Source organism: Antribacter gilvus, assembly GCF_003946865.1.
Lineage (GTDB): Bacteria > Actinomycetota > Actinomycetes > Actinomycetales > Cellulomonadaceae > Antribacter > Antribacter gilvus.
In genome coordinates this window covers 161,999-175,783 of sequence record NZ_QXTH01000011.1, presented here as the reverse complement: position 1 = coordinate 175,783, position 13,785 = coordinate 161,999, and the positions used below count along the sequence as shown (strand labels likewise).

Annotated in this window: 12 protein-coding genes; 1 reads left to right on the top strand and 11 read right to left on the bottom strand. The window is 73.4% G+C overall.

The window, feature by feature from the left end:
- Positions 1 to 15: 15 nt before the first annotated feature.
- The 8 genes from D1350_RS23855 to D1350_RS18805 all read right to left on the bottom strand — a co-directional run bounded on the left by D1350_RS23855 (position 16) and on the right by D1350_RS18805 (position 7,385).
- Complete coding sequence (locus D1350_RS23855) at positions 16 to 168, bottom strand: hypothetical protein (protein ID WP_164545232.1); 153 nt, start codon at positions 166 to 168, stop codon at positions 16 to 18.
- Positions 169 to 273: 105 nt separating this feature from the next.
- The gene (locus D1350_RS18835) at positions 274 to 1,662 is read right to left on the bottom strand and encodes a glutamate-5-semialdehyde dehydrogenase (protein WP_125777580.1); all 1,389 of its coding nucleotides are present in this window, start codon (positions 1,660 to 1,662) and stop codon (positions 274 to 276) included.
- 94 nt (positions 1,663 to 1,756) lie between these two features.
- Positions 1,757 to 2,905, bottom strand: coding sequence for a glutamate 5-kinase (proB, locus tag D1350_RS18830; RefSeq protein ID WP_125777612.1), 1,149 nt, complete (start codon positions 2,903 to 2,905; stop codon positions 1,757 to 1,759).
- Positions 2,906 to 3,024: 119 nt separating this feature from the next.
- Positions 3,025 to 4,542: a GTPase ObgE gene (gene obgE, locus D1350_RS18825; RefSeq protein WP_125777579.1), complete on the bottom strand. Its 1,518-nt coding sequence runs from the start codon at positions 4,540 to 4,542 to the stop codon at positions 3,025 to 3,027.
- A gap of 81 nt (positions 4,543 to 4,623) precedes the next feature.
- Positions 4,624 to 4,881, bottom strand: coding sequence for a 50S ribosomal protein L27 (gene rpmA, locus D1350_RS18820; RefSeq protein WP_125777578.1), 258 nt, complete (start codon positions 4,879 to 4,881; stop codon positions 4,624 to 4,626).
- 60 nt (positions 4,882 to 4,941) lie between these two features.
- On the bottom strand, positions 4,942 to 5,250 hold the full coding sequence (rplU, locus tag D1350_RS18815) for a 50S ribosomal protein L21 (RefSeq protein WP_206074607.1): 309 nt from the start codon (positions 5,248 to 5,250) through the stop codon (positions 4,942 to 4,944).
- A gap of 225 nt (positions 5,251 to 5,475) precedes the next feature.
- On the bottom strand, positions 5,476 to 6,933 hold the full coding sequence (locus D1350_RS18810; protein WP_125777576.1) for a chitinase: 1,458 nt from the start codon (positions 6,931 to 6,933) through the stop codon (positions 5,476 to 5,478).
- Between the two features lie 245 nt (positions 6,934 to 7,178).
- Complete coding sequence (locus D1350_RS18805) at positions 7,179 to 7,385, bottom strand: dodecin family protein (RefSeq protein WP_125777575.1); 207 nt, start codon at positions 7,383 to 7,385, stop codon at positions 7,179 to 7,181.
- 143 nt (positions 7,386 to 7,528) lie between these two features.
- Between D1350_RS18805 and D1350_RS18800 the strand changes: the two genes are divergently transcribed.
- Positions 7,529 to 8,131, top strand: a complete 603-nt coding sequence (locus D1350_RS18800; protein ID WP_125777574.1) for a protein-L-isoaspartate O-methyltransferase family protein — start codon at positions 7,529 to 7,531, stop codon at positions 8,129 to 8,131.
- 105 nt (positions 8,132 to 8,236) lie between these two features.
- On the opposite strand, the gene D1350_RS18795 is transcribed toward D1350_RS18800, so the two are convergent.
- The 3 genes from D1350_RS18795 to D1350_RS18785 form a co-directional block, all read right to left on the bottom strand.
- The gene (locus D1350_RS18795; RefSeq protein ID WP_125777573.1) at positions 8,237 to 8,830 is read right to left on the bottom strand and encodes a thymidine kinase; all 594 of its coding nucleotides are present in this window, start codon (positions 8,828 to 8,830) and stop codon (positions 8,237 to 8,239) included.
- A gap of 22 nt (positions 8,831 to 8,852) precedes the next feature.
- Complete coding sequence (locus D1350_RS18790) at positions 8,853 to 9,443, bottom strand: GNAT family N-acetyltransferase (RefSeq protein WP_240644197.1); 591 nt, start codon at positions 9,441 to 9,443, stop codon at positions 8,853 to 8,855.
- A 165-nt stretch (positions 9,444 to 9,608) separates the two neighbouring features.
- Positions 9,609 to 13,511 (bottom strand): Rne/Rng family ribonuclease, encoded by a 3,903-nt coding sequence (locus tag D1350_RS18785; RefSeq protein ID WP_338068187.1) that lies wholly within the window; start codon positions 13,509 to 13,511, stop codon positions 9,609 to 9,611.
- Between the last annotated feature and the right edge of the window lie 274 nt (positions 13,512 to 13,785).

Below are 13,785 nucleotides of genomic sequence, written 5' to 3'. Positions count from 1 at the left end.
ACCTGGGCCGTCAGATCAGTGCCGGTTGCCGACATTGCGGAACGCATACGTGACGAGCAGCGCAGCGATCAGCGAGCCGAAGGCGATGAGACCGAGGACGATCGGGTTGATCGGCTCGTTCACGTGCTCCGTGGCGGCCTGGGCGGCAAGAACTGCGGTGTGCAGCACGGGTTTTCCTCCATGTGGTACGTGCTCGGGTGGCCCTTAGTCTCTCACGTCACCATGGCGGCCGGGGCGCACCGGGCGACACGCCGAGGGCGGCGGGACGGGTGGTCAGGGGCGTACGTGGCCGTCCCCCTGGACCACCCACTTGGTCGTGGTGAGCTCCGCGAGACCCATCGGCCCCCGGGCGTGGAGCTTCTGCGTGGAGATGCCGATCTCCGCGCCGAGGCCCAGCTCGCCGCCGTCCGTGAACCGGGTCGAGGCGTTGACCATGATGGCGGCGGAGTCGAGCTCGGCCACGAAGCGCTCGGACGCGGCGAGGTCCCTGGTGACGATCGCCTCCGTGTGGCCCGACGTCCACTCCCGGATGTGCTCGATCGCAGCGTCCAGGTCGTCGACCACCCGGACCGCGAGCTCCAGGGCGAGATACTCGGTTGCCCAGTCGTGGTCCGTCGCGGGCTGTACCTCCACGCCGGACGGCGCGAGGCCCCGCGTGACGTCGTCGCCGTGCAGCACCACCCCGGCGCCCGCGAGCGCCTGCAGCGCGTCCGGCAGGAACCCGGGAGCCGCGTCCGCGTGGACGAGCAGCGTCTCCGCGGCGTTGCAGACGCCGACGCGCTGGGTCTTCGCGTTCATCAGGATCTCGAGCGCCATGACAGGGTCTGCCGTGGCGTCGACGTACACGTGCACGTTGCCCACGCCGGTCTCGATGACGGGCACGCGGGACTCCCGCACCACCGTCTGGATCAGGTCGGCCCCGCCGCGCGGGACCAGCACGTCCACCAGGCCGCGCGCCTGCATGAGCGCGACGCCACCCGCGCGTCCGTACGCGTCGACGGACTGCACGAGGTCCGCGGGCAGCCCCTGGGACTCCAGCGCGCCGCGCAGCACCTCCACGATCACGGCGTTGGACGACGACGCCGCGGAGCCGCCACGCAGGATCACCGCGTTGCCGCTCTTGAGCGTGAGCCCTACGGCGTCGACGGTCACGTTCGGCCGCGCCTCGTAGATCATGCCGACGACGCCCATCGGCACGCGCAGCTGGCGCAGACGCAGGCCGTTGGGCAGCGTCTGCCCGCGCACCACCTCGCCCACCGGGTCGGGAAGGACCGCGACCTCCCGCAGGGCGTCCGCGATCTTCCCGATGCGGTCGGAGGTGAGAGCCAGCCGGTCCAGCAGGCCGTCAGCCATCCCGTTCGCACGGCCTCGCTCGAGATCCTCCGCGTTGGCGGTCACGATCCTGTCCGCGTGCGTCACCAGCGCGTCGGCCAGCGCGTGCAGCGCCGCGTCCTTGGTGCCGCGGTTCGCGGTCGCGAGCGCCCGCGACGCGGTCTTGGCGCGCCGTGCCACGTCCTGGACACCAGCGGTCACCTCGTCGGTCACCCCGGTGCCGGACGACGACCCGGCCGCCGGCGGCACCGTCGCGCCGGCCGGGGTGAGCCCGGGAGCGGCGGCGGTGTGCGCGGAGGAGGTTTCGGCGTCGGGCAGCAGACTGGTCATGGAACGAGCCTACGACGCCCTGCCGCCGAGGCCGAGCGGCTATCCACAGGCCGGGCGCGCCGGACAGCCCGGGCGCGCCGGGCGCCCCGGGCGCTCACCGCGACGGGAGCGACGTCTCCAGGACGAGGTCGTCGCGGTGGACGACCTCGCGGTCGTAGCCCTCCCCCAGCTCCTCGCGCAGCGCGAAGGTGGAGCGGCCCAGCAGGGCCGGGATCTCGCCCGCCCCGAACGCGACGAGGCCGCGGGCGACGACGCGCCCGTCCGGCGCGACGAGCTCCACAGGGTCACCCGCCTCGAAGTCGCCGTCGACCCCCGTGATGCCGGCGGGGAGCAGGGACGCGCGGCCGCCCAGGACGGCACGGACGGCGCCGTCGTCCAGGTGGAGCCGTCCGTGCGTCAGCGCGGCGTGCGCGATCCAGAGGCGGCGGGCCGACGAGCGCTTGCCGGTGGTCGCGAAGAAGGTACCCACGTCCTCGCCGGCGAGCGCGGCCGCCGCGTTGCCCGCACGGGTCAGGACCACGGGGATGCCCGCCCCCGTGGCGATGCGTACGGACTCCAGCTTGGTGACCATGCCGCCGGTGCCCACGGAGCTCCCGCGCGCGGTGACCTCGACCCCCGCGACGTCGTCGAGCGAGCCCACGTACGGGATCCGCTGGGACCCGGGACGCGACGGCGGGCCGTCGTGCAGGCCGTCCACGTCCGTGAGCAGCACCATCGCGTCGGCCCGGACGAGGTGCGACACGAGGGCGGCGAGCCGGTCGTTGTCGCCGAAGCGCAGCTCGTCGGTGGTGACGGCGTCGTTCTCGTTGATCACCGGGACGACGCCGAGCGCGATCAGGCGCTCCAGGGCGCGCTGCGCGTTGCGGTAGCGCAGGCGGCGCACCGTGTCCTCGGCCGTGAGCAGGATCTGGCCCACGGGCAGGCCGTGCGCGGCGAAAGCCTCCGTGTAGCGGGCCACGAGCTGGCCCTGCCCCACCGACGCGGCCGCCTGCATGGTCGCGACGTCGCGCGGACGGGCCGGCAGCCGCAAGGGTCCCAGTCCCGCGGCCACCGCGCCGGACGTCACGAGGACGACCTGGCCGCCCGAGGCCCGGCGCGCGGCCAGCACGTCCACGAGGGCGCGCAGCGCGGCCAGGTCCAGGTGCCCGTCGGCGCCCGTGAGGGACGAGGAACCGATCTTGACCACCACGCGCTGGGCGGTGGAGATCGCAGACCGGGAGACGATGGCGTTCACGAGCCCCATCATCGCCGGTGGCGGCCCCCGGCCGCCGCTCCATATCGCCCCGTGGTCGCTGTGGGTACACGTATGGTCGCCTCTCCGCGCGGAGAGGCGACCATACGTGTACCCACAGCGGGCGGGCGTCAGTCCTTGTTCGGGTCCGTCCAGACGCCCGACTCGCGCTCCGTCCACAGCTCGCGCCGCGCCTCGGCCTTGGCGTCCATGCGCTCGGTGAACTCGCGACGGCGGTCGCCGCGCGTGGGGCGCGAGTTGTCGTCGAGGCGCAGGTCCGTGCCGCGCGACCCGAGGAGCTCGGCGCCGGTCTGGAAGGTGGGCTCCCAGTCGAACACGACCGAGTTGCGCGGGTCGCCGATGCGCACCTCGTCGCCTGCCACGGCACCGGCCTTGAGCAGGCCGTCCTCGACGCCCAGCTTCGCGAGCCGGTCGGCGAGGAAGCCGACGGCCTCGTCGTTGTTGAAGTCGGTCTGGCGCACCCAGCGCTCGGGCTTCACGCCACGCACCTCGAACCAGTAGCTCTCGGCCCCGCCGAGGCGGCGCACGGTGTACCCGCCGTCGTTCACGGCGCGAGGCCGCAGCACGATGCGGGCGGGCTCGGGCGCGGGTGCCTCGGCACGCGCCTTCTCGACGATCTCGCCGAGCGCGAAGGTCAGCGCGCGGAGACCCTCGTGGCTCGCGGTCGACACCTCGAAGACCCGCAGGCCGCGCGCCTCCAGCTCGGGACGCACCATCTCGGCCAGGTCGCGCGCCTCGGGAACGTCGATCTTGTTCAGCACCACGAGGCGCGGGCGCTCCATGAGCGGCACGCGACCGCCCTCGATCCCGAGGTCGCCCGCGTAGGTCGCCAGCTCGTTCTCGATCACGTCGAGGTCGCTGATCGGGTCACGGTCCGGCTCGAGCGTGGCGCAGTCGAGGACGTGCACGATCATGGCGGTGCGCTCGATGTGGCGGAGGAACTCCAGGCCGAGGCCCTTGCCCTCCGAGGCGCCGGGGATCAGACCCGGGACGTCGGCCACCGTGTAGCGGGAGTCGCCGGCCTGCACCACGCCCAGGTTGGGCACGAGGGTGGTGAACGGGTAGTCCGCGATCTTGGGGCGCGCCGCCGAGATGGCCGCCACGAGCGACGACTTGCCGGCGCTCGGGTAGCCCACGAGCGCCACGTCGGCGATGGTCTTGAGCTCCAGGACCAGCTCGGCCGTCTCGCCCGGCTCGCCGAGCAGCGCGAAGCCCGGGGCCTTGCGCTTGGCGGACGCGAGGTCCCGGTTGCCCAGGCCGCCCTTGCCGCCGGCCGCAGCCACGTACTCGGCGCCCACGCCCACGAGGTCGGCGATCACCTTGCCGTCGGTGTCCTTGACGACGGTGCCCTCGGGGACGGTCAGCACCAGGTCGCCGCCCTTGGCGCCGTCCTTGTCGTCGCCCTGGCCCTGCGTGCCGCTCGGGGCGTACCGGTGCGGCGAGTGGTGGTACTCGAGGAGCGTGGTGGTCTGGCGGTCGACGACGAGGCGGACGCTGCCGCCGTCACCGCCGTTGCCGCCGTCCGGGCCGGCGAGCGGCTTGAACTTTTCCCGGCGGATCGAGGCGCAGCCGTTCCCGCCGTCACCGCCTGCGACGTGAAGCACGACGCGATCGACGAAGCTGGCCATGTTCTGATCCTCTCACTGCTGGGGCAAAGCAGGAGGGGCGCACCGCGTCGGTGCGCCCCTCCCGAAGACTGTGTCGAAGGCTCAGGCCTCGACGGCCACGATGTCGATGACCTTGCGGCCACGACGCGTGCCGAACTGCACGGCGCCCGGGGTGAGGGCGAACAGCGTGTCGTCGCCACCGCGACCGACGTTGGCGCCCGGGTGGAAGTGGGTGCCGCGCTGGCGGACGATGATCTCGCCGGCCTTCACGACCTGCCCGCCGAAGCGCTTGACGCCGAGGCGCTGGGCGTTGGAGTCACGACCGTTGCGCGAGGAGCTCGCGCCCTTCTTGTGTGCCATCTCATCCTGCTTTCGTGCCGAAGAACGGGGGGAATCCGGGGGGCTGCAGCCCCACCGACGTCACTTGATGCCGGTGACCTTCACGCGGGTCAGCTTCTGGCGGTGACCCTGGCGCTTGCGGTAACCGGTCTTGTTCTTGAACTTGAGGATCACGATCTTCGGACCCTTCTCGTCCCGAACGACCTCGGCGGTGACCTTCACCTTCGCCAGCGTTGCGGCGTCGGTGGTCACCTTCTCCCCGTCCACGAGCAGGAGGGCAGCGAGCTCGATGCTCTCACCGGGTGCCGCCTGGACACGGTCCATGACGACGATGTCCCCGACGGACACCTTCTCCTGACGGCCGCCGGCCTTGACGATCGCGTACACCACGTTGCAACTCATCTCTCTAGTCTTTGCGTGCTCGCACGACGGAGTTCACCGGCTTGGCTGAGACTCGGACCGCCGCGGCGGTCGAGTGCGATGCGCCATGGGCACGCGGGACTGGTACGCAGACAGCGCACCGACACACAAGAGTACGTGACGGTACGTGCGTACTCAAACCAGGCGGGACGTGGGATGGGCCACGTCCCGCCTGGTGTCATGGCTCGGCGCGCGTCAGGCGACGCCGAGGTCCTCCCACGGGCCCCACTGGGCCGCGCCGGGGACGTCGCCCTGGGTCCACCACTTGGCGCGCCACAGGTGGCCGCCGTGGGTGACCCGGGAGCTGCCCGTGTACGCGGTGGTCGCGTTCCACGGGGCCGCGGCGGGCGCGGTGGGCGTCGGGGTCGGGGTCGGGGTCGGAGTCGGGGTAGGAGTGACGGTCGGCGTCGGCCTCGGCGTCGTGCCGGCGCAGGCGCCCCGGTCCTCCCAGACCGCCGCGGTGCCGGGCGTCTCCCCCTGGGTCCACCACTTGGCGTACCAGGTGCGGCCCGCGTGGGAGACGAGCGCCCCGCCCGTGTACACGGCCGACGAGCTCCACGGCGTGGCGGTGCACGTACCCGGCTGCGACGGTGTCGGCGTGGGGGTGGGCGTCGGGTTCGTCGAGCCGCCCGACGTGAAGGGCGCGAAGGCCTGGCTGAAGAACCACGTGGGCTGGACGATGCCGGAGCAGGTGCCCGCGCCCACCGTCCCGGGGCAGCCGCCGTTGTCGCGCTGCAGGGCCCAGAAGGACAGGAAGCCGATGCGGCCAGTAGCCCACTGCAGCACCTCGCCCGCGTCCTGCTGCGTGAAGGTCTCGCCGGGACCGTAGTCGTCGATGCCGACCATCTCGGTGATGCCGACCATGCGCCACAGCTGGGCGTCCGTCTTGCCGGGGTACAGCGTCTTGAGCTGGTTGAACAGGCCGGTCCCGGCGGAGATGGTGCTCTGCCCCATGTCGTGCGTGCGGCCGTCGTAGTAGTCGAAGGTCATGATGTTGACCAGGTCGACCCGGGTGCCGTTGGAGATGGCGTTGCGCAGCAGCGCCATCCCCGCCGCCGAGAGGCCGCTCGTGCTGGTCGGGAGCGTGTACTGGATCTCGAGGGTGCGTCCGTTGGCGGCGGCCCAGTCCTGGACCAGCTTGAGCGCCTTGTTGCGGCGGTCGATGCCCTCGGTGTTGCCGAGCGAGGTGGACTCGACGTCGAAGTCCAGGCGGGTCACGTCGTAGGTGGTGACGAGGTTCTGGATGGCGGTCGCGATGGAGCTCACGTTGCTGCAGCTGTCGGCGAGCTCGGTGCCCGTGGTGCCGGCGGTGTAGCCGCCGAGGGACGGGATGACGTCGCCGCCCTGCGCACGGACGGCGGCGATCTCGCCACCCCACGCTGCCTGGCTGACGGCGGTGTCGCCGTTCCAGAGCAGGGTGCAGGACCCGGGGGTGGCGGTCTGGAGGAACGCGAGGGTGAGGTAGTCGGCGCCGGACTGCTGGCTCAGGGTCGACATGTCGTCGCCGAGCCACATCTCGTAATAGGGGGCGAACACCTGCGGCGGGATGGGGGTCGCGGCGGCAGCGGAGGTGGCGGCAGCGATGCCGATCCCCACGCCCGAGACCGCCACCGCCGCCGAGGCGACGACGGCGGCCAGCTTCTTGCGGATCATGGCGGGCCCTTCCGGTACGGGAACCGGCGCCCTCGTTCGGGCGCCGGACGGTCTGGTCAGGAATTGTTCTCTTTCCTAACTTTTCGACCGTAGGCCGGTCCCCCACGCCGCGGCAATCAGGGCAACCACGTATCCGGGCCCACGCGCATACGGGTCTCCCGCCGCCCGCCCGGGCCCGGACATGCCGGGTGCACGGTCCGCCGGCCCTCCGGCCGGCGACCCGTGCACCCGGGGGTGAGGTGGTGTCAGTCCAGGATGAACGTGATCTGCATGGCCACCTGCCAGGCCACGATGGAGCCGTTCTCGATCTCGACCTTCTGCTCCTTGACCCACGCTCCGCTCACGTTGCGCAGCGTCTCGTTGGCGCGGTCGACGCCGACGCGGATGGCGTCCTCGAAGCTCGTGTCCGAGCGCGCGCTGATCTCCGTGATCCGTGCGACCGTCCCAGCCATAGGTGCTCCCCTCGTCGGGGTCGGCGCAGGTCCGCGCCGACCGATGCCTCCACCATGACCCGACGGACCGGGGTTCGCCATCGCAGCCGCCGGACCGGCGAGCCCTCATCGGCTGTGCTTACAGTGTCAGGAGGAGACATGCGATGAGGTCGAGCGCACACCAGTTCCAGGACGGCCGTGAGGACGCGGTCGGCAGGGCGATGCGTGCCGTCGCCCGGCGCGGCTTCCTGCCCCGCTCCCAGCAGCCGTTCGCCGGGCACGACCGACCGTTGCCGATCGGGGGCGGCCAGACGTCCTCACAGCCGACCACGGTGGCGGCGATGCTCCGTCTGCTCAAGGTGCCGGTCGGCGCCCGGGTCCTCGACGTCGGTTCCGGCTCCGGCTGGACCACCGCCCTCCTGGCGGCCCTCGTGGGCCCGTCGGGCGAGGTGCTGGGGGTCGAGCGTGAGCCCGCCCTCGCGGAGTGGGGCGCCCGCAACGTCCAGGCCGCCGGGATGCCGTGGGCGCGGGTGGTCCCGGCTCAGCCTGACGTGCTCGGCGTCCCGCGACCGGGCGGCTGGGACCGGGTCCTCGTCTCGGCGTCGGCCACCGAGATGCCGCAGGAGCTCGTGGACCAGATCGGCTACGGGGGCCGCATGGTCATCCCGGTGCGCACCACCATGTACCTCGTCGAACGGCTACCCGACGGGAGCATCCGCACCACGGACCATGGCGCCTACCAGTTCGTCCCCTTGATCGAGGACTGAGGCGGAGGTGCAGCGCAGCGTGGGGCCGCAGCGGAGCAAGGACCCGCGCGGAGCGGAACCGCAGACTCGGTCCTCCACATTCGAGGACTGAGGCGGAGGCGGGCGTCAGGCCCGGTGCCGCCGGCAGCGCGCCTCGTACAGGTCGGCGCCGCCCACGTGCGCCGGGACCGGCGTGAGGGACGAGCCGGAGCCGGCCGGGCCGTCGTCGTCCACCGGGAGGGGTGCCGTCCTGACGTGGAACGCCGCGTCCGCGCCGCACACCGCGCACACCGCCGTGAGCTTCACGACCGACTCGGCCAGCGCCATCAGCGCGGGCAGCGGCTCGAAGGGGCGCGCGTCGAACGTGACCGACAGCCCGGCCACGACGACCACGAGCCCAGAGTCCGCGAGGACCGTCGCCACGGGCACGAGCGCCACACCGAAGAACTGCGCCTCGTCGACGGCCACCAGCTCCGTCGCGGGCGTCACGAGCGCCGGGATCTCCTCCGCCGACGACGCCACCACCGACTCCACCTCGAGCCCTGAGTGCGACGCCACCACGCCGGAACCCCGCCGCGTGTCCATCGCGTGGCTCACGACGAGCACCCCGCGCCGGGCGATCTGCGCGCGCCGCACCCGGCGCACCAGCTCCTCGGACTTTCCCGCGAACATGGGGCCGGCGATCACCTCGAGCCGGCCGGACCGGAAGCCGTCGTCCATGGGTCCAGTCAACCACCGGGGCTCAGCCCGGCCACTCCTCGCGCAGAACTCCCATGACCACCGAGTCGTACCGCCGTCCGTCCACCTCGCGGGCCTGCCGGAACCGGCCCTCCTCGGTGAACCCCAGCGCGCGCCCGACCGCCAGCATGGCGTGGTTCCCGGACCACGTCGCGAAGTCGAGCCGCACCCAGTCCGTGGCCGCGAACAGGTACGACACCCACAGCCCGAGCGCCTCGCGCCCGATCCCCCGACCGCGCACCTCCGGGTCGTAGACCGTGATGCCGGTCCGGACCCAGGCCGTCTCGCGGGACTCCCAGTACCAGGCCACGGTGCCGACCAGCTCGCCGCCAACGTCGATCACGAGGCGGCGGGGCGGCAGCCCGTCGGACCCGGGCGCAGGTCCGGGCGCGGGCGCGGAGACGACCCCGGCAGCCCGGGCCAGGGCCTCGACCGCGGCGTCCGCCTCGGCGTCGGACGGCACGGGGTAGTACGGCCCGTCCCAGCGGTGCCAGTCGTGCCCGGGCCGCATCCACTCGCGGAAGACAGCCAGGTCACGCGGGGTCCAGCCCCGCAGGGTGACCTGCGGGCCTGTGGCGTAGATCTCGGGGTTCACGGACCGAGCCTAGGCGGGACATGCGGATCGGGACGCCGAGGTAGTTTCCTCGTCCCCGATCCCAGGCACGTTCATCCTGGGAGACTCGGACGAGGGAACTACCTCGGCGTCCCGATCTGTTCAGCCCTGCCTCAGCGGCCCATCAGCCGCTGCCAGAACCCTCGCTTAGGCGACCTCGTCGCCAGCTCCTTTGGGCGGCTCGCCACCCTGCCCGACGTCGGACCCCGCCTCCGGCGCGTCCGTCACCTCAGCCTCGGCCTCGGACTCAGCACCGGTCTGCGTGGCGACCGCGTCCTCGACGAAGGCCTCCGTCGCGTCGGCGTCGACCGTCGAGGCCTGGACCACCAGGTCTGCCGGCTCCTCGACGGGCGTGCCGCCCACGGCCTCGGCGAGCGCCGCGAGGTGCGACGGGTCCGCTGAGGCCGCGTGCCCGGAGTCGGACGCGTGCTCGTGGTCCCGCGTCTCGTGCGCGTGCGCGGCAGCTGCCGCGATCGTGGCGAGCGTGGCCTTCACGGCCTCACGTGCCTCGGACCGCTCGTCCGGCAGGACGGGCACGGCCGACGCGGCCGCCGCCTCCTTGACCGGGGTGGCGGCGCCGCGCTTGCGACGCTTGCCGCGCCCCTCCTCCGGGACCGCCCCGTTGACCTGGGAGCCGTGCGCCACCGGCGCGGCGGCGCCCTGCGAGCCCGTGGAGCCGGAGGACCCGCCGCGCTCGATCGGCTCCTCGTGCACGATGAACCCACGCCCGTGGCAGTGCTCGCACGTCTCGGAGAACGCCTCGACCAGGCCCTGGCCCACGCGCTTGCGCGTCATCTGGACCAGGCCCAGCGACGTCACCTCGGCGACCTGGTGCTTGGTCCGGTCCCGGCCCAGGCACTCGACCAGGCGACGGAGCACCAGGTCACGGTTGGACTCGAGCACCATGTCGATGAAGTCGATCACGATGATGCCGCCGATGTCGCGGAGCCGGAGCTGCCGCACGATCTCCTCGGCCGCCTCGAGGTTGTTCCGCGTGACGGTCTCCTCGAGCGTGCCGCCCGCACCGGTGAACTTGCCGGTGTTGACGTCGACGACGGTCATGGCCTCGGTACGGTCGATGACCAGCGAGCCGCCCGACGGCAGCCAGACCTTGCGGTCCATACCCTTGGCGAGCTGCTCGTCCACCCGGTGCACCACGAAGACGTCCGTGTTCTCGGCCCACTTCGAGACCCGCTCCCGCAGGTCCGGCGCGAGCTCGTCGACGTACGACGAGATCTCGTCCCACGCCCCGTCGCCCTGCACCACGAGCGACGAGAAGTCGTCGTTGAAGATGTCACGGACCACGCGGATCGCCAGGTCCGGCTCGCCCTGGAGCAGGGCCGGGGCGTTCGCGGTCTTCGACTTCTTCTCGATCTGGGTCCACTGGTTCTGCAGGCGCTCCACGTCGGCCCGGAGCTCGTCCTCGCTCGCGCCCTCGGCCGCGGTACGGACGATGACGCCGGCCCCCTCGGGGACCACCTCGCGCAGGATCTTCTTGAGGCGGTTGCGCTCCGTGTCGGGCAGCTTGCGGCTGATGCCGGTCATGCCGCCACCGGGGACGAACACGAGGTAGCGGCCCGCGAGCGTGACCTGGCTGGTCAGTCGCGCACCCTTGTGGCCGATCGGGTCCTTGGTGACCTGCACCAGCACCGAGTCGCCGGACTTCAGCGCCTGCTCGATCCGGCGCGGCTGGCCCTCGAGGCCCGCGGCGTCCCAGTTGACCTCGCCCGCGTACAGCACGGCGTTGCGGCCCTTGCCGATGTCGACGAACGCGGCCTCCATGCTGGGCAGGACGTTCTGGACGCGGCCCAGGTACACGTTGCCGGCCATCGACGTCTGCGACTGCTGCGAGACGTAGTGCTCCACGAGCACGCCGTCCTCGAGCACCGCGATCTGCGTGCGGCCGTCCTTCTCGCGCACCACCATCGAGCGCATGACCGACTCGCGGCGGGCCAGGAACTCGGCCTCCGTGATGATCTGGCGGCGACGCCCGGCGTCGCGGCCCTCGCGGCGGCGCTGGCGCTTGGCCTCGAGCCGCGTGGAGCCCTTCAGCGCGGTCACCTCGTCGGAGACCGGGCCTACGGCCCGCTCGCGGGTGCGGCTCGCAGCCGCCTCCGCGCGCTCGCCGCGCGTGCCGCGGCGACGGCGGCGCCGACGGCGGCTCCCGCTCTCGTCGTCGCCCTCGTCCTCGTCCTCGTCGGCCGACGTCGGAGCGGCCTCGTCCTCGGCCGTCGCCTCCTCGTCAGCGGACCCGGGCTCGTCGGACTCCTCACGCTCGTCGGCGTCCTCGTCCGACTCGTCGTCGTACCCGTCGCGGACCCGGCCACCGCGGCGGCCACGGCCACCTCGGCGGCGACGGCGGCGCACCGGCCGCAGGTCGTCCTCGTCCTCCTCCTCGAGCTCCTCGAAGTCCTCAGGAGCGAGGTCCGCGAGCTCGACACCCTCGGCGAGCAGCTCGGACTCGATGAGCCCGACCTCCTCGGCCGCCGCGGCGTCGTCCTCGCTGAGCTCGGCCGCGAGGAACTGCGGGGTCGCGTCCGTGACGGGCTCCACGGCGCCGGTGGCGAACGTCTCGTCGACGTCGGCAGGCACGACCTCGTGCGGCGCGGCGGTGGTCGCAGCAGCGGCTGCCGGTTCGGTCGCTGCCGGCTCGGCGGTCGGCTCGGCGGCCATGGTCCCGGCGGGCTCGGCGGCGCGCTCGGCGACGGGCGCCACGTGCGCGTCCGGCGACGCGGCGGGCCGGGTCGCCGCGCGGCGACGACGGCCGGACGGACGGGTCTCGGCAACCGGCGCGGCCTCTGCGCCGGCCATCGCACGCTGTGCCGACTCACGCTGTGCCGGTTCACGCTGTGCCGGGGCCTCGCGCGCGGGCTCCGCGGCCTCCTGCTCGGCCTCGTGGGGGCGCGGCGGGCCTGCGGGCGCCTGAGCGCGACGCGGGCGGCGGGCGGCGGACAGGTCCGGCGCCTGGAAGAGCAGCGCCGTCGTGGCGAGGCGAGGCGTGCGCGATCCGCCGGTCGTGCCGGCGGGCGACTCCGCCCGGGCCGGGGCCTCCGCCGCGGCGGCAGCCGGTGCGGTGGACGCCTGGGCCGGCGCGTCGGCCTCGTCGGCGCCGCGGCGCCGCGTGGTGCGGCGGGCGCGGGCAGGCTTCTCGGCGGCGGGCTCCGCGGCCGCCGCCGGGGCGGGCGCGGGCTCGACCGAGGCCGGCTCGGCCTGCTCTGCCGGAGCGGGTGTCGCAGACGCCTCAGGCAGCACGATGCCGAGGTCCTCCGGGGCCGGCGTGGTGGCGGCCGTGGTGGCGCGACGGCGCGAGCGCGCCTTGGGCGCCGGCTCCACGTCCTCCGTCACAGCCGGGGTCTCGGCGGGCTCGGCCTTGGTGCGGCGACGCGCACGGGGAGCCTTGGGCTCCTCGGCCGCGGGCTCCTCGGCGGGCGCGGCGGGGGCCTCTGCGCGGGCGGTGGGGCCGCCGGGCAGCACGATGTCGTCCAGGCTCCGGATCCCGCCCGCGGGGGCGGCCTGCTGCTGCTCCACCGCGCGCTCGGGAAGGCGGAGGCCGGCGAACAGGTCCTTCGCGGCCGTGACCGGCTCCTCGACCTCGACCTCGGCCGGGTCGGTCTCCGCGGACCGGTCGTCGAGCGACAGGTCGCCGGGCTCGACGACCTCCTCGACGGGCGTGGGCTCGTCGTCGGCCACCGGCGTGGTGAGGTCACCGGTCGTGGCAGGCGGGACCACTGCGGGCGGCGCGGCCGTGTCGCGCATGGCGCGCCGGGACCGCTTGCGCGGTGCCTCGGGCGCGTCGGCGGACGTCACGACGAACGCCGAGGGGGCAGCCTGCTCGCCGGCGGCCGGGGCGTCCGTGGTGGGCGAGGCCACCACGATCGGCACGACGGCAGGAGCGGGCGCAGCGGTGGGGCGGACAGCTCGGCGGCGCGTAGGACGCCCGCCGGACGTGGCCTGCACCTCCTCGCCCTGCCCCGTCCCGGCGCTCCCGCCGGGAGCGTCGTGATCGTTCTGTGACCCGAGGGTTGAATCTGTGGTGCTGCGAGGCGTCACGTGCTGTTCTCCTGTGACCCAGGGTCCGCCCCACACCCGCGGACCGCCAGGCGGTCGGTCGCCCTGGGGCACGTCGCGTCTCAGCGAGTGCCGGGACGGAAGTCTCGGCTGCGGCCACCTCTGCCACGTCTTCGCGGACGCCTGCGACACCGGACCCCTTCACAGTCCTTCGTCGCGGCACCGCGTGCGGATCGCGGAGCTGCTGGCTCGTCAGGCCGTGCGGGGGTGTGGGGCCCAGCACAGCTACGTCAAGTATCGCACAGCAGGTCACCCC